Source organism: Micromonospora sp. NPDC051300 (genome assembly GCF_044455315.1).
Classification (GTDB): Bacteria; Actinomycetota; Actinomycetes; order Mycobacteriales; family Micromonosporaceae; genus Micromonospora; species Micromonospora robiginosa.
Genome location: NZ_JBITEP010000034.1, coordinates 1 through 20,468, shown reverse-complemented (window position 1 = coordinate 20,468; position 20,468 = coordinate 1). Strand labels below are relative to the sequence as shown.

Below are 20,468 nucleotides of genomic sequence, written 5' to 3'. Positions count from 1 at the left end.
AGGGCCGGCAGAGCGGTCAGGGGCGGGCGGGCCGGGCCGGGGCCGGCAGAGCGGTCAGGGGTGGCGGGGCAGGTGGGCGAGGACCGCGTCGGCGAGCCGGTCCGGCGCGCCGTCGGCGTGCCCGACGAACAGGCTCGGCTCGGTCAGCTCCAGCTCGACCAGCACGGGCGCGCCGTCCGGGCCGGGGATCAGGTCGACCCGCGCGTAGAGCAGCCGGTCGGCCCCGCCGGGGACGGCGGCCAGCACCGTGTCGGCGACCGCCCGCTGTGCGGCGGTGGCGGTGCGGGCGTCGATCCGCTCCTCCTTGTAGAGCGCGACCTCGCCCCGGTCCGGGCCGGTCAGCATCGGTCCCTTGCGGATCGCGTGGCTGAAGACCAGGCCGTCCGGGCCGGCCAGATAGAGCAGGGCGGTCTCGCCTGCGGTGTCCACCGCGTCGAGGTACGGCTGGACCATGGTCACCCGTCCGGCGTCACCGAGGCGCCGCACGTGCGCCGACGCCAGCTCACGGTGCTCCGGGTCGGCCAGGTCGTAGCGCCCGGTGTCCTGACTGCCGGCGCTGACCGCCGGCTTGAGCACGTGCTCGCCGGTGGGCGGCGGCGCCCAGCGCTCCCCCGGCGCGATCCAGACCGTCGGCACGGTCGGCACCCCGGCGGCGGAGAGCTCGGCCAGGTAGCGCTTGTCGGTGTTCCAGGCGACCACGTCGGCCGGGTTGACCAGGGCCGGCACGGTGCGCGCCCAGGCGACGAACTCGTCCCGCCGCAGGGCGTAGTCCCAGGGCGAGCGGAGCACCACCAGGTCGTAGCCGGACCAGTCGACGGTCGGGTCGTCCCAGATCGCGGCCTCGACGTCGACGCCGCGGGCGGCGAGCGGGTCGAGCACGAGCCGGTCGTCGGGGTCGAGGTCGGGCAGGGCGGCGCAGGTGACGAGAGCGACCCGGGGTTTCCCCCGGGTCGACTGGTGGTGATCGGTCATGCGGTTATGTGTGTCAGCGGGCCATCGTGCGCCGGGCCATCGACCGCCACAGGTCGTTGCTCGGACGCATCTGGTCCATCAGCTCGCGCTCCCAGGCGTTCTCCACGTCGACCCCGGCCGTGGCGCAGGCCTGCCGTGCGACGACGGTGTCGTCGGCGAACTGGTCCGCCCACGCCCCGTCGGAACCCACGAGGACGATCCGTGCGCCGCGCTTGCCGACGTACTCGATGACCGCCTTCGCGCCGCCGTGCCCGGCGGCGAACGACTTGATGCCCGCGACCAGGCCGTTGGGGGCCTGGTCGTCGGTCTTGTCAGCCGTCAGCGTCGTATCGGAACCATCTGCCATGACGCGAAGCCTAAGCAGAGTTCCACCCGGATGTGCGAGAACCATGAACTGAATGTGATGCCAATTACCCATCGGTTTAAGGAGAACCACAGGTAATTTGCCCGGATTTTTCGCTCTTAAGCGGCGAAAACGGGCGGCAAGGATCGTCACGCTCTGTCCGGGTTGGTCCCCTACCGTGGACCGGGAAAAAACTTCTGATGAACCGCCTCACGTGCGCGAACGAGCGCGACGGTCAGATCAGCGCGTCCAGCGCCACGGCGGCGAACAGGATGGTGAGGTAGGTGGTCGACCAGTGGAACAGCCGCATCGGCTTGACCGCCTCGCCGCGCGTGGCGCGCCGGCACAGCTTGTGCGCCTCCACCACGAAGATCCCGCCGACGACCAGCGCGGTCACCCCGTAGATCGGGCTCATCCCGAGCGGCCAGACCGCCAGCGACGACAGCAGCGTCAGCCAGGAGAAGCCGATGATCTCGGCGTTGACCCGCCGGACCGAGGCCACCACCGGCAGCATCGGGATGCCGGCCCGGGCGTAGTCGTCCTTGTACTTGATGGCCAGCGCGTAGAAGTGCGGCATCTGCCAGAAGAAGACCACCGCGAACAGGCCCCAGGCGGCCGGCGACAGCGAGCCGGTGACCGCGGCCCAGCCGATCAGCACCGGCGCGGCGCCGCAGACGCCGCCCCAGAACGTGTTGGCGGCCGTGGTCCGCTTCAACCAGAGCGTGTAGACGAGGTCGTAGTAGGCGATCGCGGCAAGCGTCAGGCCGGCCGCCAGCCAGTTGGTGGTCGCCGCCATCAACGCCACCGACACCGCCGCCAGCACCAGCCCGAAGACCAGGGCGTTACGCGGCGACACGGTGTGCGCCGGCAGCGGGCGGCGCTTGGTGCGCCGCATCAACTGGTCGATGTCGCGGTCGATGTAGCAGTTGAGCACGCTCGCCGCGCCGGCCGCGAGCGAGCCGCCGACCAGCACCACGGCCACCAGCCACAGCGACGGCATGCCGCCGTCCGCGAGCATCATCGCCGGGACGGTGGTGACCAGCAGCAGCTCGACGATCCGCGGCTTGGTCAGCGCGACGTACGCGGCCACGACGGCCCGCACGTCCCGCCGGCCGGTCGCCGGCGCCTCCGCCACCGTGCCCACCGGCGACGCCCCGGCAGGGTTGCTGACCGGGCGCTCGGTGATCATGCTCACGGATTGCCACCTTCCGGCTTCGGCAGGGGAGGTCGTCGGCCCGGACCCGAGCCGGGTCCACACACCGCCCCACACACTACGCGTCGTCGTTTTGGCTGCCCCGCAGACCCGGCAACGGTGCGGGCCGTCACACCGGGGGTTGAACGCCCGGCCGGGACGGAAACGTACAAGTCAGCATGCCGAGATCCCCGGGCGGACGTTTAGTGGCGCTCGATAGGGTCATCAGTGAGGGTTCCGCCCATCTGCCGAGGAGCACATCAACGTGGCTGCGAAACGACCCGAGCTTCCCGCTCTCAACTGGTCCGACCTCGACCGCAGGGCCGTCGACACGGTCCGCGTGCTGGCCATGGACGCCGTGGAGAAATCCGGCAACGGCCACCCGGGCACGGCGATGAGCCTCGCCCCGGCGGCCTACCTTCTCTTCAACCGGGTCATGCGGCACAACCCGACCGACCCGAACTGGCCCGGCCGGGACCGGTTCGTGCTGTCCGCCGGGCACTCCAGCCTGACCCTCTACATCCAGCTCTTCCTCTCCGGCTACCCGCTGGCCCTGGACGACCTCAAGGCGCTGCGCCAGTGGGGCTCGCTCACCCCGGGGCACCCGGAGCACGGCCACACCCCGGGCGTGGAGACCACCACCGGCCCGCTCGGCCAGGGCCTCGGCAACGCGGTGGGCATGGCCATGGCCGCCCGCCGCGAGCGCGGCCTGTTCGACCCCGAGCCGGACCGCGCCGACTCCCCGTTCCGGCACGACATCTGGTGCATCGCCTCCGACGGCGACATCGAGGAGGGCATCACCCACGAGGTGAGCGCGCTCGCCGGCCACCAGCAGCTCGGCAACCTCTGCGTGATCTACGACGACAACGAGATCTCGATCGAGGACGACACCCGGATCGCCAAGAGCGAGGACGTGGCGGCCCGCTACGAGGCGTACGGGTGGCACGTGCAGACCGTCGACTGGCGCACCGGCGACGCCGACCAGGGTGACTACCACGAGGACGTGGAGGCGCTCTACCAGGCGCTGCTGGCGGCCAGGGCGGAGACCGGCCGACCCTCGTTCGTCGCGCTGCGCACCATCATCGGCTGGCCCGCGCCCAACAAGCAGAACACCGGCAAGATCCACGGCTCGGCGCTCGGCGCGGACGAGGTCAAGGCCACCAAGGAGATCCTCGGCTTCGACCCGCAGCGCACCTTCGAGGTCGACGAGGAGGTGCTCAAGCACGCCCGCCAGGTGATCGAGCGCGGCGCCGAGGCGCAGGCCGAGTGGGACAAGGGGTTCGACGCCTGGGCGAAGGCCAACCCGGAGCGCAAGGCGCTGTGGGACCGGATGGCCACCCGTACCCTGCCGACCGGCTGGACCGACGCGCTGCCCACCTTCCCGGCGGACGCCAAGGGCGTCGCCACCCGGGCCGCCTCCGGCAAGGTCCTGGAGGCGCTCGCCCCGGTGCTGCCCGAGCTGTGGGGCGGCTCGGCCGACCTGGCCGAGAGCAACAACACCACCATGAAGGGCGAGCCGTCCTTCGTCCCGGCCGGGCACGCCACCAAGGACTTCCCGGGTGACGAGTACGGCCGCACGCTGCACTTCGGCATCCGTGAGCACGGCATGGGCTCGATCCTCAACGGCATCGCCCTGCACGGCGGCACCCGCCCCTACGGCGGCACGTTCCTGGTGTTCAGCGACTACATGCGCCCGTCGGTGCGGCTCGCCGCGCTGATGAAGCTGCCGGTGACCTACGTCTGGACGCACGACTCGATCGGCCTCGGCGAGGACGGCCCGACCCACCAGCCGATCGAGCACCTGACCGCGCTGCGGGCCATCCCGGGCCTGGACGTGGTCCGCCCGGCCGACGCCAACGAGACCGTCTGGGCGTGGCGGCAGGCGCTGGAGCACACCGACCGGCCGACCGCGCTGGCGCTGAGCCGGCAGGCGCTGCCGACGATCGACCGCAGCGAGTTCGGCCCCGCCGAGGGCACCGCCAAGGGCGGCTACGTGCTGGCCGAGGCGTCCAACGGCAAGCCGCAGGTGATCATCGTCGGCACCGGCTCGGAGGTGCAGCTCTGCCTCACCGCCCGGGAGCGGCTGGAGGCCGACGGCACCCCCACCCGGGTGGTGTCCATGCCGTGCCAGGAATGGTTCTTCGCGCAGGACGAGGCGTACCGGGAGTCGGTGCTGCCGCGCGGGGTAAAGGCACGGGTGAGCGTGGAGGCGGGCATCGCGATGTCCTGGCGGGCGATCGTCGGCGACAGCGGCGAGAGCGTGAGCATCGAGCACTACGGCGCGAGCGCGCCCTACACCGTGCTCTTCGAGCAGTTCGGGTTCACCCCCGACCGGATCGTGGCCGCCGCGCACGCGGCGCTGACCCGGGTGGGCGACATCACCGGTTTCACGACCGGCAACTGAGGGGAGCGTGGACGGCATGACGGACAGGCTGAAGGAGCTCCAGAACGCCGGGGTGGCGATCTGGCTCGACGATCTTTCCCGGGTACGACTGAGCTCCGGCGGGCTGGACAAGCTGCGCCGAGAGAACCACGTGGCCGGCGTGACCACCAACCCGACGATCTTCGCCAAGGCGCTGAGCGACGCCGACGAGTACGACTGGCAGCTCCGTGACCTCGCCACCCGCGACGTGGACGTCGAGGAGGCGGTCCGCATGCTCACCACGTACGACGTGCGGTGGGCCTGCGACGTGATGCGCCCCTCGTACGACGCCAGCGACGGCGTGGACGGCCGGGTGTCGATCGAGGTGGACCCCCGTTCGGCGCACGACGCGGACAAGACCGCCGCCGAGGCCAAGGCGCTGTGGTGGCTGGTCGACAGGCCGAACCTCTTCATCAAGATCCCGGCGACCGAGGAGGGCCTGCCGGCGATCACCAAGACGCTGGCCGAGGGGATCAGCGTGAACGTCACGCTGATCTTCGGCCTGGACCGCTACTCGCAGGTGATGGAGGCGTTCCTCGCCGGCCTGGAGCAGGCGCAGGCCAACGGGCACGACCTCTCCAAGATCGGCTCGGTGGCCTCGTTCTTCGTCTCCCGGGTCGACAGCGAGGTCGACAAGCGGCTGGAGAAGATCGGCTCGGACCAGGCCAAGTCGCTGCGCGGCAAGGCCGCGGTCGCCAACGCCCGGCTGGCCTACGAGCGCTACGGCGAGGTGTTCTCCTCCGAGCGGTGGCAGAAGCTGGCCGACGCGGGCGCCCACCCGCAGCGGCCGCTGTGGGCCTCCACCTCGACGAAGAACCCCGACTACCGGGACGTCATCTACGTCGAGGAGCTGATCGCCCCCGGCACGGTCAACACCATGCCGGAGCCGGTCGTCCACGCCTACGCCGACCACGGCGAGACGCAGGCCGACACGATCACCGGCGCGTACGACGACGCGCGGCAGGTCTTCGCCGACCTGGAGTCGGTGGGCGTGGACCTGGCCGACGTGATCGCCACCCTGGAGCGGGAGGGCGTGGAGAAGTTCGAGGCGAGCTGGCTGGAGCTGCTGGAGGGGGTCAAGAAGTCCCTCGCCGAGGCGGCCAAGGGCGCGGGCAGCCCGCACCGGGCCGCCGAGGGCAACGCGCAGAACGCCCAGCAGGCCGGCGGGAACGCGTGACGGACGGCGTGCGACGCGTCCCGGGGCCCTGCCCCGGGGCGCGTTCCGCCGTACCGTGGATCCCGGTGAGGTGAGACCCATGAGCGACCTGCTGGCCGGTCCGGCGGACGTCGCCGCCGGCCTGGCCGTGCACGGCGCGGGCGCGGTGGACACCGCCGCGCGCGCCGCGCTGGTCGCCGACGACGTCCCCGCCCGGCTGGCCGCCAAGGACCCGACCCTCTGGGGACCCGCGGCCGAGGCGACCGCCCGCGACCGGCTGGGCTGGGTCGACACCCACTGCCGCAGCCGGGACCTGCTCCCCCAGCTCGCCGAGCTGACCGCCGAGCTGGGCGACCTGGACCACGTGGTGCTCGCCGGCGCCGGCGACGTCACGCTGGCCGCCGAGGTGATCGCGGCATGCCTGGGCCGGCCGTTGACAGTGCTCGACACGGCCGATCCGGGGCCGGCCCGCGCGGCCCTGGCCGATCGGCCGGCGCGTACCGTGCTGGTGCTCGCCGGGCGGTCCGGCCCCGATCCCACCACCGACGCGCACCTGCGGGTGTGGCGGCAGGCCTGGCACGACGCCGGGCCGGAGGCGGACCGGCACGTCGTGGTGGTCGCCCCGCCCGGCTCGGAGCTCGCCGCGCTCGCCGACGAGCTGGGCGCGGTGCTGATCCCGGCCGACGAGGAGGTGGCCGGGCCCTGGTCCGCGCTCTCCGCGTACGGCTTGGTGCCGGCGGCGCTCGCCGGCGCGCCGGTCACCGAGCTGCTGGACGAGGCCGCGGCGCTCGCCGGCGCGCTGGAACGGGACCGGGACAACCCGGCTCTCGCGCTCGGCGCGGCCCTGGGCGCGTCGGTCGCGGGCGGGCGCGACACCGTCGCGTTGGCGCCCGACGGCACCGGCCTCGACGGGCTGCGGCACTGGGTGGGCGCGCTGCTGGCCGCCGCGACCGGCGGGCGGGCGCTGCCGATCGCCGCGGAGTCCCCGGACGCGCCCGGCGCCACCGGCCCGGACGTGCTGACGGTCGGGATTGGCGGCGCGCTCGGCGCGGGGGTGGCGCCCGGCGTGGCCGCCGACCTGGCGGTCAACGGCCCGCTCGGCGCGCAGTTCCTCGCCTGGGCGCACGCCGCCGCGACCGCCGCGGTGGCGCTGCGGGTGGACCCGTTCGCGACGCCGGCGGCCCCGGCGGACGACGACGGCCCGGCGGACCGGCCGCCCTCGTCGGTCGACGGCGCGGTCGAGGTGTACGCCCCGACCGGCGCCCCCACCGACCTGGCCGGGGCGCTGCGCTGGATCACCGACGGGCTGGCCCCGGACGAGCACCTCGCGGTGACCGCCCACCTCGACCGGTCCGCCGACGCGGCGGTGGCCGGGCTGCGCCCGCTGCTGGCCCGCGCCACCGGGCGGCCGGTGACCTTCGGCTGGGGTCCCCGCCACCCGGACCATTTCGACGGGCGCGTCCGGCACCTCCAGATCACCGGTGCGGTCACCGATGATCTCCCGGTGCCCGGCCGCCCGTACACCTTCGCGGAACTTCAGGCGGCCCAGGCCGCCGGCGACCGGCGGGCCCTGGCCGGCCGGGAGCGACAGGTGCTGCGACTGCACCTGACCGAGCGGGCGGCGGGCGTCGCCCAACTGCTGGATACGGCCGGACGGACACGTACGTGACGATCAACGACCTGGAATCAGTGGACCGAGAAGCAGGAGGAGGTGGCCCGGTGAACCCGCTGCGCGACCCGCAGGACCGGCGGCTGCCGCGGATCCCCGAACCGTGCGCCTTGGTGATCTTCGGGGTCACCGGCGACCTGGCCCGCAAGAAGCTGCTGCCGGCGGTCTACGACCTGGCCAACCGGGGGCTCCTGCCGCCGGGGTTCGTGGTCCTCGGATTCGCCCGCCGCGACTGGGGCGACGGCGACTTCGAGTCGCTGGCCCACGACGCGGCCAAGAAGCACGCCCGCACCCCCTGGCGGGAGGAGGTCTGGGCCCGGCTCGTCGGCAACATCAAGTTCGTCGGCGGCTCGTTCGACGACGACGCCGCCTTCGACCACCTCGCCACCACCCTCGACGAGCTGCGCGACACGCACGGCATCGCCGGCAACGCCGCGTTCTACTTCTCCATCCCCCCGGCGGCCTTCCCGGTGGTGCTCAAGCAGCTCGCCCGCACCGGCATGGCGGACAACGAGAAGTCCGGCGGCTGGCGGCGGGTGGTGGTGGAGAAGCCGTTCGGCAACGACCTGCCCTCGGCCAAGGCGCTCAACGACCTGGTCGACGACGTCTTCACCAGCCAGGACGTGTTCCGGATCGACCACTACCTGGGCAAGGAGACGGTCCAGAACATCCTGGCGCTGCGGTTCGCCAACAACCTATTCGAGCCGCTGTGGAACTCCAAGTACGTCGACTCGGTGCAGATCACCATGGCCGAGGACGTCGGCATCGGCACCCGCGCCGCGTTCTACGACTCGGTCGGCACCGCCCGTGACGTGCTCCAGAACCACCTCCTCCAGTTGCTCGCCCTGGTGGCGATGGAGGAGCCGACGAGCTTCGACGCCGACGAGATCCGGGCCGAGAAGCTCAAGGTGCTCAAGGCGATCGCCGTGCCCCGGGACGTCTCCCGGGACACCGTGCGCGGCCAGTACCTGCCCGGCTGGGTGGGCGGCGAGCGTGCCAAGGGCTACCTGGAGGAGGAGGACGTCCCGGCGGACTCCACCACCGAGACGTACGTGGCGGTGAAGCTGGCCATCCAGAACCGCCGCTGGGCCGGGGTGCCGTTCTACATCCGCGCCGGCAAGCGGCTGCCGCGGCGGGTCACCGAGGTGGCCATCATGTTCAAGAAGGCGCCGCACCTGCCGTTCAACCCGGCCGACATGGAGTCGCTCGGCGCCAACCAGCTCGTCATCCGGGTCCAGCCGGACGAGGGCGTGGTGCTGAAGTTCGGCTCCAAGGTGCCGGGCACCACCATGGAGGTCCGCGACATCGCGATGGACTTCCAGTACGGCGAGGCGTTCACCGAGTCCAGCCCCGAGGCGTACGAGCGGCTGGTGCTGGACGTGCTCATCGGCGACCGGACGCTGTTCCCGGACGCCGCCGAGGTGGAGCAGAGCTGGCAGGTGGTGGACCCGCTGGAGCACGCCTGGGAGGGCACGAAGCCGGAGCCGTACCGGGCCGGCGAGTGGGGCCCCCGGGCCGCCGACGAGATGCTGGCCCGCGAGGGTCGGGCGTGGCGGAGAGCGTGAGCGAGCAGAGCGAGCGAACCAGGAGGCTCCATTGATCGGGCTGTGGGACACCACCGGCAACGAGGTGGTCAAGGCGCTGGCCGCCGAGCGGCGCAGCGCGGGCGGGGTGGCCAGCGGCATGGCGCTCACCCTGATCGTCGTGGTGGACGAGAAGCGGGTCCGGGAGGCCGAGGCGGCGGCCACGATAGCCGCCGCCGCGCACCCGTGCCGGCTGCTCGTGGTGGTCCGCGCGGACGTCGAGCGGGACCGCAACCGGCTGGACGCGGAGATCGTCGTGGGCGGCCGGCTCGGCCCGTGCGAGGCGGTGGTCACCCGGATGTACGGCCGGCTCGCGCTGCACGCCGAGTCGGTGGTGATGCCGCTGCTGGTGCCGGACGTGCCGGTGGTCACCTGGTGGCACGGCGAACCGCCGGACGAGATCGCCACCGACTTCCTCGGCGTGGTCGCCGACCGGCGGATCACCGACGCCGCGCAGGCCGCCGACCCGATCGCCGCGCTGCGGCAGCGGGCCTGCGACTACGCGCCGGGCGACACCGACCTGGCCTGGACCCGGATCACCCCGTGGCGCACGCTCGTCGCCGGGGCGTTCGACACCACCCAGGCCCGGGTCACCGAGGCGACGGTGGTGGCGCCGCGCACCGACCCGACGGCGGCGCTGATGTGCGGCTGGCTGAGCGCCCGGCTCGGCATCGAGCCGAGGTGGGAGCACACCGACGAGTTCCCGCGCATGCGGGAGGTGCAGTTGCGGTGCGCCAACGGCGACGAGCTGACGCTGACCCGGGACGACAGCGTCGCCGTGTTCCGGCGTACCGGGCAGGAGGACCGGACGCTGCCGTTGGTCCGCCGGCCGCTCGGCGACGAGCTGGCCGAGGAGCTGCGCCGGCTCGACGCCGACCAGGTCTACGCGGAGGCGCTCGGCGCGACGGCCGGGCTGACCGGCCTGGACCAGCGTGCGCCGCAGCGGGTGCACGTGTGGAAGGATCCGGCGACCGCCCAGCGGGCCGAGGCCGGCGTGACCGCGCACGCGGGCGCGACAGCCAACGAGTGACCGCCCGGACCGGGCGGTCGGACGCACAGAGACACGAGGCACGACGGATGACTGAGGCGAGTGTCGCCGTACACGCCGACCCGGACCTGCTGGCGCAGGCGGTGGCGGCCCGGCTGCTGGTGAAGCTGCTCGACGCGCAGGCCGAACGCGGTCAGGCGTCGGTGGTGCTGACCGGCGGGCGGATCGCCGCGGCGGTCCACCGGGCGGTCGGCCAGTTGCCGGCCCGGGACGCGGTGGACTGGTCCCGGGTCGACGTCTGGTGGGGCGACGAGCGCTTCCTGCCGGCCGGCGACCCGGAGCGCAACGAGACCCAGGCCCGGGCGGCGCTGCTGGACGCGCTGCCGCTGGACCCGGCCCGGGTGCACCCGATGCCGGCCTCCGACGGCCCGGCCGGCGACGACCCGGAGGCGGCCGCAGCCGGGTACGCGCGGGAGCTGGCCGCCGCCGCCCGACCGGGCACCGCGGCACTGCCCCACTTCGACGTGCTGATGCTCGGCGTCGGCGAGGACGGGCACGTGGCGTCGGTGTTCCCGGAGCACCCGGTGCACCACGACAGCCGGCCGGTGAGCGCGGTGCGGGGCAGCCCCAAGCCGCCGCCGGTGCGCACCACGCTGACCCTGCCGGCGATCAACACGGCCGAGGAGGTGTGGCTGGTCGCCGCCGGGGCGGACAAGGCCCGGGCGGTGGGCATGGCGCTGGCCGGAGCCGGGCCGGTGCAACTTCCGGCGGCCGGGGTGCGGGGCGTCTCCCGTACCCTCTGGCTGCTGGACCGCGCGGCGGCGGCGAACGTGCCGCCCCGCGCCCGCAGCCTCAGGTGAAAGGAGGGGCCCCTTCTTGACGCCTGCGGTACAGGCGGGGCCCCTTCTTCACACCTCTCAGGCGCGACCTCGACGCCGACGCAGCGCCGCGAGCGCCTCGGCGAGCAGCGCCTCACCCTCCTCCGGCGTACGCCGCTCCTGCACGTACGCCAGGTGGGTCTTGTAGGGCTCGGCCCGCTGGCGGCCCGGCGGGTTGCCCGGCTCGGGGCCGGCCGGCTCCCCGCAGCGGGGGCAGTCCCAGGACGCCGGGGTCTCCGCCTCGGCGGCGATCAGGAACTCGACCCGGTGCTCGTGGCGGCACCAGTAGACGACCGGTCGGCGCGGGGCCGGCTCGGTGCGCTGGTCGAAACGCTCGGGGGCGGACCCGATCCGGGTGCCGCGGATGACGTTGTTGCTGGGCACGGTTGCTCGCTCCCTGTCGTCGGAGGGGACCGCCACCGGAAGGGGTCGGCGACGGGCGACGGGCGGAGAAACAAAACTGCGCGCGGTCCGTAACGGACCGCGCGCAGATTGTACGCTTCTTCGGCGCTCGCTCAGGTGCCGCTGCTCATCTGGAGCCGGAGCCAGAGCCCCAGCCCGACGATGCACGCGAACCAGACGATCCCCACCAGAACGGTGTAGCGGTCGAGATTCTTCTCGGCCACCGAGGAACCGGCCAGGCTGGAGCTGACGCCGCCGCCGAACATGCTCGACAAACCGCCGCCCTTACCGCGGTGCAGGAGGATCAGCAGGACGAGCAGCACGCTGGTGATGACCAGCAACGTGATCATCGTGTAGGCGAACCAGATCGGCATGGCGGGGGTCAGTCCTCTCGTTACGATCACTGCCCGGACCTGTCGGGCACGGTGGCACCGACCGTTGGACGGGCAGCGTCAAGGATAGCGAGCGATCAGCGGGCCGTGTGCTCCGGGAACCGACAGATCTGCGCGAACTCCTCCGCGTCCAGGCTCGCGCCCCCGACCAGCGCCCCGTCCACGTCCGGCTGGGCCATGATCGCGGCGACGTTCGACGCCTTGACCGACCCGCCGTAGAGGATCCGGACCTGCCCGGCGGTGGTCTCGTCGAAGGTCTCCACGAGCCGCTTGCGCACCTCGCCACAGACCTCCTGCGCGTCCTCCGGGGTCGCGGTCTTGCCGGTGCCGATCGCCCAGACCGGCTCGTACGCCACGACGACCTTGGTGACCTGCTCGGCGGTGAGGCCCTTCAGCGCGCCGTCGAGCTGGTCGCAGCAGTGCGGGACCTGCTTGAGCTGCTCGCGGATCTCCAGGCCCTCGCCGATGCAGAGAATCGGGGTGAGCCCGTTCGCCAGCGCCGCCGCCACCTTCGCGTTGACCAGCGCGTCGTCCTCGTGGTGGTACTGCCGCCGCTCGGAGTGGCCGACCACCACGTAGCCGCAGCCCAGCTTCGCCAGCATCGGCCCGGCGATGTCACCGGTGTAGGCCCCGGACTGGAACGGCGACAGGTCCTGCGCGCCGTAGCCGATCAGCAGCTTGTCGCCGTCCACCGCGGTCTGCACGGTCCGCAGGTCGGTGAAGGGTGGCAGCACCACGCACTCGACGTCGGTGAGCTGCTTCTCGTTGAGGCTCGCCGCCAGCTTCTGCACCAGCAGGTTGGCCTCGAGGTGGTTCAGGTTCATCTTCCAGTTGCCGGCCATCAGCGGCCGGCGGGTGGTGCTCGCCATTCAGTTCTCCAGAGCCGCGATGCCGGGGAGGGTCTTGCCCTCCAGGTATTCCAGGGACGCGCCACCGCCGGTGGAGATGTGCCCGAACGAGGACTCGTCCAGACCCAGGGCCCGCACCGCCGCCGCCGAGTCACCGCCGCCGACCACGCTGAACGCGTCGGCCTTGGTGATCGCCTCGGCCACCCCGCGCGTGCCGTCGGCGAACGCGGCCATCTCGAACACGCCCATCGGGCCGTTCCAGAAGATCGTTTTCGCCTGGGACAGCACGGCGGCGAAACCGGCCACCGTCTCCGGGCCGATGTCCAGGCCGAGCCGGTGGCTGGGAATGCCGTCGGCCGGCACCGTGTCGTGCGCGGCGTCCGGGGCGAAGGCGTCCGCGGCCACCACGTCGACCGGGAGCATGATCTTGCCCGGCGCGCGTTCCATCAGGTTGCGGCAGGTCTCGACCATCTCCTCCTCCAGCAGCGAGGTGCCCACCTCGTGGCCCTGGGCCTTGAGGAAGGTGAAGCACATCCCGCCGCCGATGAGCAGCCGGTCGACGGTGGGCAGCAGCGCCTCGATCACGGCCAGCTTGTCGGAGACCTTCGAGCCGCCCAGCACCACCACGTACGGCCGCTCGGGCGCGCCGGTCAGCTTGCTGAGCACCTCGACCTCGCGCAGCACCAGGCGGCCGGCGACGTGCGGCAGGCGCGCCGGCACGTCGTGCACGCTGGCGTGCTTGCGGTGCACCGCGCCGAACGCGTCGTCGACGTACGCGTCACCGAGCGCCGCGAGCTGATCGGCGAAGGCGCCCCGCTCGGCGTCGTCCTTGCTGGTCTCCCCCTTGTTGAACCGGAGGTTCTCCAGCAGCGCGACCTGGCCGTCGGCCAGCTCGGCCACGGTGGACCGTGCCGAGTCGCCGACGGTGTCCTCGGCGAAGTGCACCGGGGCGTCGAGCAGCTCACCGAGCCGCCCGGCGACCGGGCGGAGGCTGAACTGCGGGTCCGGCGCGCCCTTCGGGCGACCCAGGTGCGAGCAGACGACCACCTTCGCGCCGGCCTGCACCAGCGCGCTCAGCGTCGGCAGCACGGCGCGGATGCGCCCGTCGTCGGTGATGTCACCGGTCTGCTTGTCGAGCGGGACGTTCAGGTCGGCGCGCACCAGCACGCGCCGACCCGACACCCCCTCGCCGAGCAGGTCGTCGAGGTCACGGATGCTCACAGCGAGCTACCGACCAGCTTGACCAGGTCGACGAGGCGGTTGGAGTAGCCCCACTCGTTGTCGTACCAGCCGACGACCTTGACCTGGTTGCCGATCACCTTGGTCAGCGGCGCGTCGAAGATGCACGACGCCGGGTCGGTGACGATGTCGGCGGAGACGATCGGGTCCTCGTTGTAGACCAGGACGCCCTTGAGCGGGCCCTCCGCGGCCGCCTTGATCGCGGCGTTGACCTCGTCCACGGTGGTCTCCCGGCCGACCTCGACGGTCAGGTCGGTGGCCGAGCCGGTCGGGATCGGCACCCGCAGCGCGTAGCCGTCCAGCTTGCCCTTCAGCTCCGGCAGCACCAGGCCGATGGCCTTCGCGGCGCCGGTCGAGGTCGGCACGATGTTGAGCGCGGCGGCCCGCGCCCGGCGCAGGTCCTTGTGCGGCGCGTCCTGCAGGTTCTGGTCCTGCGTGTACGCGTGGATGGTGGTCATCAGACCCTTGGTGATGCCGAACGTGTCCTGCAGGACCTTCGCCATCGGGGCGAGGCAGTTGGTGGTGCAGGACGCGTTCGAGATGATGTTGTGCTTGGCCGGGTCGTACTGGTCCTGGTTGACGCCCATGACCACGGTGACGTCCTCGTTCTTCGCCGGCGCGGAGATGATGACCTTCTTGGCCCCGCCGTCGATGTGCGCCTTCGCCTTGGTGGCGTCGGTGAAGAACCCGGTGGACTCGATGACGACGTCCACGCCGACCTCGCTCCACGGCAGCTTGCCGGGGTCCTTCTCCTCGAACACCTTGATGGCCTTGCCGCCCACGGTGATCTCGTCGGCGCTGGCCTTCACCTCGTGCGGGAGGCGGCCCAGGATGCTGTCGTACTTGACGAGGTGGGCGAGCGTCGCGTTGTCGGTCAGGTCGTTGACCGCCACGATCTCGATGTCCGCGCCGGACGCCAGCACTGCCCGGAAGAAGTTACGGCCGATGCGGCCGAAGCCGTTGATGCCAACCCGGATGGTCACAGGTTCCATCTCCTCGCGTTCTGGTCCGCCGGCGTCAGACCACGGCCGGCGGAGGTGTGTGCGCCGACCGTTGGAGCCGGCCGTTGACGATGTCATCTCGGCCACCCCGCCGCGGTCCATGGAGACCTGACCGCCCGAGGCGGTGAGTACGGCGAGGAATGCCTGTGCCGGCCCCCTTGCCGTACGCAGCGACCCTATCCGAGCGCGTGGCGGCGCGCTGCGCCGGGTGGTGATCCCGGTCGCGCGACGTCGCCCCCCGTGTCCTATCAGACCACGAGCATGTCCGGCGTGACTGCCGCTTCGGTATCCGGGATGCCGAGGTCACGGGCCCGCTTGTCGGCGAGCGCGAGCAGCCGGCGGATCCGACCGGCGATGGCGTCCTTGGTCAGCGGCGGCTCGGCGAGCGCGCCCAGCTCCTCCAGCGACGCCTGGCGGTGCTCGAGCCGCAGCCGCCCGGCCGAGGTCAGGTGGTTCGGCGCGTCGTCGGCGAGGATCTCCAACGCCCGGGTCACCCGGGCGGCGGCGGCCACCGCCGCGCGCGCCGAGCGGCGCAGGTTCGCGTCGTCGAAGTTGGCCAGCCGGTTGGCGGTCGCGCGCACCTCACGGCGGACCCGACGCTCCTCCCAGGCCAGCACGCTGGAGTGCGCGCCGATGCGGGTGAGCAGCGCGGCGATCGCGTCGCCGTCCTTGACCACCACCCGGTCCACGCCGCGCACCTCACGGTTCTTGGCGGTGATGCCGATCCGGCGGGCGGCGCCGACGAGCGCCAGCGCCGACTCCGGCCCCGGGCAGGTGATCTCCAGCGCGCTGGAGCGGCCCGGCTCGGTGAGCGAACCGTGCGCCATGAACGCGCCGCGCCAGGCGGAGACCGCGCAGCAGACGTTTGCCGCCACCACGTGCGGCGGCAGGCCCCGCACCGGGCGGCCCCGCACGTCCAGCAGGCCGGTCTGCCGGGCCAGCGCCTCGCCGTCCTTGACCACCCGCACGATGAAGTGGCTGCCCTTGCGCAGGCCGCCCGAGGCGAGCACGTGGATCTCGCTCGGGTAGCCGTAGACCTCGGCGATCTCGCGCCGCAGCCGGCGGGCCACCGCGCCGGTGTCCAGCTCCGCCTCGACCACCACGCGACCCGAGACGATGTGCAGACCGCCGGCGAAACGCAGCAGGGCGGCCATCTCCGCCCGGCGGCAGCAGGGCTTGGGCACGTCGACCCGACTCAGCTCGTCCTTGACCGCAGCCGTCATCGCCATTCCAGCGCCCCCTCACGGACCGGTACCGGCGTGTCGCCGGTGATTACGTACGTGTCTAACGATCGGCGCCCAGGACAGGCACCAGTGCGGCGCCCAGTGCGGCCGGATCATGACAGGGCGTGCCGTCGGGGACGGCGACGGGGGCGAGGACCAGCCGGGCACCAAGCGATTCTGCCGCACGTTCGACCGGGGCGGGGTCACCCACCGCCGTGGAGTCGGCCAGCACCATGTCCACTTTCAGCTCGGGCAGATAGCGCCGCAGGGTGTCCAGATGGTCGGGCAGGGACAGCCCGGACGTCTCCTTCTCGGCCACCAGGTTCAGCGTCACCAGCCGGCGCGCCGGGCTGGACACGATCGCGTCGGCCAGGCCGGGCACCAGCAGGTGCGGCAACACGCTCGTGTACCAGCTCCCCGGCCCGAAGATCAGCCAGTCGGCGGCGCGTACCGCGGCCACCGCCTCGGCGCACGCGGCCGGCGCGGCCGGGGTCAGCCGCAGTGACTCCACAGTGCCCGAGGTGATCGCCACCTGGTGCTGCCCGCGCAGCGTGCGCACCTCGTCCGGGTGGGCCGGGTCGACGCCGCGGACCCGGGCCTCGATGCCCACCGGCTGGCGGGACATCGGCAGCACCCGGCCGACCGCGCCGAGCATCGCCCCGGCGTGGTCGAGCGCCGCCACCGGGTCGCCGAGCAGCTCGGTCAGCCCGTGCAGCAGCAGGTTGCCCACCGCGTGCCCGACGAGCGGGTCACCCACGCCGCCCTCCGGTGCGGGCGCGGCGGCGGCGAACCGGTGCTGGAACAACGCCGCGCTGCGCCTCGTCGCCGGGTGGTCACCGGAGAGCGCCACGAGCGCCTGCCGCAGGTCCCCCGGGGGCAGGCCGCCGCGCTCGGCGCGCAGCCGGCCGCTGGAGCCGCCGTCGTCGCCGACCGTGACCACCGCGGTGATGTCCAGGTCCAGTCCGGGTACGCAGTGCCGCAGCGCCCGCAGCGACGCCGACAGGCCATGGCCGCCGCCGAACGCGACCACCCGGGTCGTCGTCACTCCCGCCCCAGGTCCCGGTGCTGCGGATTGGCCGCGATGCCGGAGGCGCGCAGCCGGACGGCCAACTCCTCGGCGATCGCCACACTGCGGTGCTTGCCGCCGGTGCAGCCGACCGCCACGGTCAGGTAGCGCTTGCCCTCCCGCGCGAAGCCGGTGGTGGTGGCGTTGACCAGGTCGGCGTAGCCGGCGACGAACGCGTCGGCGCCCTCCTGCCCCAGCACGTACGCGCTCACCGCCTCCTCCCGGCCGGTGTGCTCCCGCAGCTCCGGCACCCAGTACGGGTTGGGCAGGAAGCGGGCGTCCATCACGAAGTCGGCGTCCGGCGGGAGGCCGTACTTGAAGCCGAACGAGAGCACGGTGATCCGCAGCCGGCGGGCGTCCTCGCCGCCGAACAGCTCCTCCACCCGGCGGCGGAGCTGGTTGACGTTCAGGTGGCTGGTGTCGATGATCACGTCGGCCTGGTCGCGGGCCTCCTCCAGCAGAGCCCGCTCCACCGCGATGCCGTCGGCCAGCCGCCCGTCACCCTGCAACGGGTGCGAGCGGCGCACGCTCTCGAAGCGGCGGATCAGCACCTCGTCGTCGGCGTCGACGAAGACCACCCGGGGCGAGAAGCCGCGCTCGCGCAGCTCCCGGATCGCGCCCGCCAGGTCGGTGGAGAAGGCGCGCGAGCGCACGTCCAGAACCATCGCCGTACGCCGGGCCGCCCCGCCGGCCTTGGACGCCAGCTCGGCCATGTCCAGCATGAGCGCCTGGGGCAGGTTGTCGACCACGTAGTAGCCGACGTTCTCCAGCGCCCGGGCCACCGTGCTGCGGCCCCCGCCGGAGAGGCCGGTCACCACCACCAGGGAGGTCTCCGCCTCTGCCGGTCGTCCCACCGCCGTCTCCGCGTTGGTCGGCACTAGGTCCTCCGCCGTCCGCGCCTCGCTCACCCGCTACCCCCAGCCGTGGCGCCACGGCCGGTCGGCCGCGCATGGTCAGTCGCCGACTCTAACGGCTGCGACCCGGTCCGGGATTCCACGGGGTGACCACCGGAACAGCCCGTTGCCCGATTTGTCGAGGTGCCGGACCACGCCACGCGCCCGCTCGGGGCCGGGCGTCGTCGGTGGGCGCTCGTAGACTGCCCGGATGGTCTCCCCCACCGAGCAGCGGACCTCCGACGCGCTGGGCGTGCTGCGCCGGGTCTTCGGCTACGACGCGTTCCGCGGCGTCCAGCAGGACATCATCGAGCACGTGGTGGCCGGCGGCGACGCGCTGGTGCTCATGCCCACCGGCGGCGGCAAGTCGCTCTGCTACCAGATCCCCGCGCTGGTCCGCGACGGCGTGGCGGTGGTCGTCTCCCCGCTGATCGCGCTCATGCAGGACCAGGTCGACGCACTCACCGCGGTCGGCGTACGGGCCGGGTTCCTCAACTCGACGCAGGAGCCCGCCGAGCGGCGCCGGGTCGAGGCGGCCTTCCTCGCCGGCGACCTCGACCTGCTCTACCTCGCGCCGGAAGGGCTGGCCGTGCGCTCCACCCTCGGCCTGCTGGAGCGGGGAAAGATCGGCCTGTTCGCGATCGACGAGGCGCACTGCGTCTCCCAGTGGGGGCACGACTTCCGCCCCGACTACCTGAACCTGTCGATGCTGCACGAGCGCTGGCCGCAGGTGCCCCGCATCGCGCTGACCGCCACCGCGACCCGGGCCACCCGCACCGAGATCGCCACCCGGCTGCAACTCACCGAGGCCCGGCACTTCGTGGCCAGCTTCGACCGGCCCAACATCCAATACCGGATCGTGCCCAAGCGGGAGCCGCGACGGCAACTGCTGAGCCTGCTGCGCGACGAGCACCCGGGCGATGCCGGCATCGTCTACTGCCTGTCCCGGGCCTCGGTGGAGAAGACCGCCGAGTTCCTGGTCGCCAACGGAATCCCGGCGCTGCCCTACCACGCCGGCCTGGACTCGGGCACCCGCGCCCGCAACCAGCAGCGCTTCCTGCGCGAGGACGGGCTGGTCATGGTGGCCACCATCGCGTTCGGCATGGGCATCGACAAGCCCGACGTCCGCTTCGTCGCCCACCTCGACCTGCCCAAGTCGGTCGAGGGCTACTACCAGGAGACCGGCCGCGCCGGGCGGGACGGCCTGCCGTCCACGGCCTGGCTGGCGTACGGGCTGCAGGACGTGGTGCAGCAACGCAAGATGATCGAGACGTCGGAGGGCGACCTGGCGCACCGGCGCAACCTCGCCGCCCACCTCGACGCGATGCTGGCGCTGTGCGAGACGGTCCGCTGCCGCCGCGCCCAGCTTCTCGACTACTTCGGCGAGACCGGCGCGGCGAACTGCGGCAACTGCGACACCTGCCTCGACCCGCCGGAGTCCTGGGACGGCACGGTGGCCGCGCAGAAGCTGCTCTCCACCGTCTACCGGCTCGACCGGGAGCGCAACCAGCGGTTCGGCGCCGGGCACAGCATCGACATCCTGCTCGGCAAGCACACCGACAAGATCGACCAGCACGGCCACGACGCGCTGAGCACGTTCGGCATCGGCACCGAGCTGCGCGACGTCGAGTGGCGCGGCGTGGTGCGGCAACTGCTCGCCGAGGGCCTGCTCGCCGTCGAGGGCGACTACGGCACGCTGGCCCTGACCGAGTCCAGCGCCGACGTGCTCGGCCGGCGGCGCACGGTCACCCTGCGCAAGGAGCCGGAGCGGCCGGTGTCGGGCCGGGCGGCGAAGCCACGCGGCTCGGCCACCGTCGTGGCCGACCTCTCCCCCGCCGCCGCCGGCGTCTTCGAGCGGCTGCGGGCCTGGCGGGCGGCCACCGCCAAGGAGCAGGGCGTCCCGGCGTACGTCATCTTCCACGACGCGACGCTGCGCCAGATCGCCGCCGAGCCGCCGACGTCGCTGGCCGAGCTGTCCCGGTTCAACGGCGTGGGCGAGAACAAGCTCGCCAAGTACGGCGAGTCGATCCTCGCGGTCCTCGCCGAGGGCTGACGCGCCGAAGGGCCCGACCCCGGGTGGTGGGGTCGGGCCCTGTTCGGTTGCGGGTCAGCTGGTGCTGTAGCCGCGGGTGGCGATCCAGTCGGCGAGGTTGTCGATGGTGATGCGGTAGGAGGCGGTGTTGGGGTTGGCGCTGTCGGCG

General features: G+C 72.8%; 18 protein-coding genes and 1 pseudogene. 7 read left to right on the top strand and 12 right to left on the bottom strand.

Translation table 11 applies throughout. The annotated features are described in order from the left end of the window. Window positions 1-54 precede the first annotated feature (54 nt). From ACIA5A_RS26940 to ACIA5A_RS26930, 3 genes are all read right to left on the bottom strand, one after another. A complete protein-coding gene (locus ACIA5A_RS26940) occupies window positions 55-972 on the bottom strand; it encodes a RimK family alpha-L-glutamate ligase (protein ID WP_396767229.1) in 918 nt (305 codons plus the stop codon). 13 nt (window positions 973-985) lie between these two features. Continuing rightward, window positions 986-1,318 (bottom strand): hypothetical protein, encoded by a 333-nt coding sequence (locus ACIA5A_RS26935; protein ID WP_396767228.1) that lies wholly within the window; start codon window positions 1,316-1,318, stop codon window positions 986-988. Window positions 1,319-1,550: 232 nt separating this feature from the next. Continuing rightward, on the bottom strand, window positions 1,551-2,510 hold the full coding sequence (locus ACIA5A_RS26930) for a heme o synthase (protein WP_396767227.1): 960 nt from the start codon (window positions 2,508-2,510) through the stop codon (window positions 1,551-1,553). Window positions 2,511-2,772: 262 nt separating this feature from the next. On the opposite strand from ACIA5A_RS26930, the gene tkt reads away from it, so the two are divergent. The 6 genes from tkt to pgl all read left to right on the top strand — a co-directional run bounded on the left by tkt (window position 2,773) and on the right by pgl (window position 11,185). Continuing rightward, entirely contained in the window at window positions 2,773-4,911 is a 2,139-nt protein-coding gene (gene tkt, locus ACIA5A_RS26925) for a transketolase (RefSeq protein ID WP_396767226.1), read from the top strand. Window positions 4,912-4,927: 16 nt separating this feature from the next. Beyond that, window positions 4,928-6,106, top strand: a complete 1,179-nt coding sequence (tal, locus tag ACIA5A_RS26920; RefSeq protein WP_396767225.1) for a transaldolase — start codon at window positions 4,928-4,930, stop codon at window positions 6,104-6,106. A 79-nt stretch (window positions 6,107-6,185) separates the two neighbouring features. Beyond that, window positions 6,186-7,754: a glucose-6-phosphate isomerase gene (locus ACIA5A_RS26915; RefSeq protein ID WP_396767224.1), complete on the top strand. Its 1,569-nt coding sequence runs from the start codon at window positions 6,186-6,188 to the stop codon at window positions 7,752-7,754. Between the two features lie 50 nt (window positions 7,755-7,804). Then, window positions 7,805-9,319, top strand: coding sequence for a glucose-6-phosphate dehydrogenase (zwf, locus tag ACIA5A_RS26910; RefSeq protein ID WP_396767263.1), 1,515 nt, complete (start codon window positions 7,805-7,807; stop codon window positions 9,317-9,319). A gap of 31 nt (window positions 9,320-9,350) precedes the next feature. Beyond that, entirely contained in the window at window positions 9,351-10,367 is a 1,017-nt protein-coding gene (locus ACIA5A_RS26905) for a glucose-6-phosphate dehydrogenase assembly protein OpcA (protein WP_396767223.1), read from the top strand. 47 nt (window positions 10,368-10,414) lie between these two features. After that, complete coding sequence (pgl, locus tag ACIA5A_RS26900; RefSeq protein ID WP_396767222.1) at window positions 10,415-11,185, top strand: 6-phosphogluconolactonase; 771 nt, start codon at window positions 10,415-10,417, stop codon at window positions 11,183-11,185. Window positions 11,186-11,242: 57 nt separating this feature from the next. Here pgl and ACIA5A_RS26895 read toward each other — a convergent pair whose 3' ends face one another. From ACIA5A_RS26895 to rapZ, 8 genes are all read right to left on the bottom strand, one after another. Further along, entirely contained in the window at window positions 11,243-11,587 is a 345-nt protein-coding gene (locus ACIA5A_RS26895) for an RNA polymerase-binding protein RbpA (protein WP_181569393.1), read from the bottom strand. 131 nt (window positions 11,588-11,718) lie between these two features. Next, entirely contained in the window at window positions 11,719-11,979 is a 261-nt protein-coding gene (gene secG, locus ACIA5A_RS26890) for a preprotein translocase subunit SecG (RefSeq protein WP_181569394.1), read from the bottom strand. A gap of 95 nt (window positions 11,980-12,074) precedes the next feature. After that, window positions 12,075-12,866 (bottom strand): triose-phosphate isomerase, encoded by a 792-nt coding sequence (tpiA, locus tag ACIA5A_RS26885; protein ID WP_396767221.1) that lies wholly within the window; start codon window positions 12,864-12,866, stop codon window positions 12,075-12,077. After that, the gene (locus ACIA5A_RS26880; RefSeq protein ID WP_396767220.1) at window positions 12,867-14,066 is read right to left on the bottom strand and encodes a phosphoglycerate kinase; all 1,200 of its coding nucleotides are present in this window, start codon (window positions 14,064-14,066) and stop codon (window positions 12,867-12,869) included. Continuing rightward, window positions 14,063-15,067 (bottom strand): type I glyceraldehyde-3-phosphate dehydrogenase, encoded by a 1,005-nt coding sequence (gene gap, locus ACIA5A_RS26875; RefSeq protein WP_107162499.1) that lies wholly within the window; start codon window positions 15,065-15,067, stop codon window positions 14,063-14,065. Before gap ends, ACIA5A_RS26880 begins: the two co-directional genes overlap by 4 nt. Before the next feature lie 266 nt (window positions 15,068-15,333). Continuing rightward, complete coding sequence (gene whiA / locus ACIA5A_RS26870) at window positions 15,334-16,314, bottom strand: DNA-binding protein WhiA (RefSeq protein ID WP_018788213.1); 981 nt, start codon at window positions 16,312-16,314, stop codon at window positions 15,334-15,336. 55 nt (window positions 16,315-16,369) lie between these two features. Further along, window positions 16,370-17,353, bottom strand: a complete 984-nt coding sequence (gene yvcK / locus ACIA5A_RS26865) for a uridine diphosphate-N-acetylglucosamine-binding protein YvcK (RefSeq protein WP_396767219.1) — start codon at window positions 17,351-17,353, stop codon at window positions 16,370-16,372. Further along, entirely contained in the window at window positions 17,350-18,228 is an 879-nt protein-coding gene (gene rapZ, locus ACIA5A_RS26860; RefSeq protein WP_396767218.1) for an RNase adapter RapZ, read from the bottom strand. Before rapZ ends, yvcK begins: the two co-directional genes overlap by 4 nt. A 250-nt stretch (window positions 18,229-18,478) precedes the next feature. Here rapZ and recQ point away from each other — a divergent pair, with 250 nt between their 5' ends. Continuing rightward, on the top strand, window positions 18,479-20,320 hold the full coding sequence (recQ, locus tag ACIA5A_RS26855; protein ID WP_396767217.1) for a DNA helicase RecQ: 1,842 nt from the start codon (window positions 18,479-18,481) through the stop codon (window positions 20,318-20,320). A 54-nt stretch (window positions 20,321-20,374) separates the two neighbouring features. On the opposite strand, the pseudogene ACIA5A_RS26850 reads toward recQ, so the two are convergent. Continuing rightward, a pseudogene (locus ACIA5A_RS26850) lies at window positions 20,375-20,468 on the bottom strand (phytochelatin synthase); the annotation flags it as partial.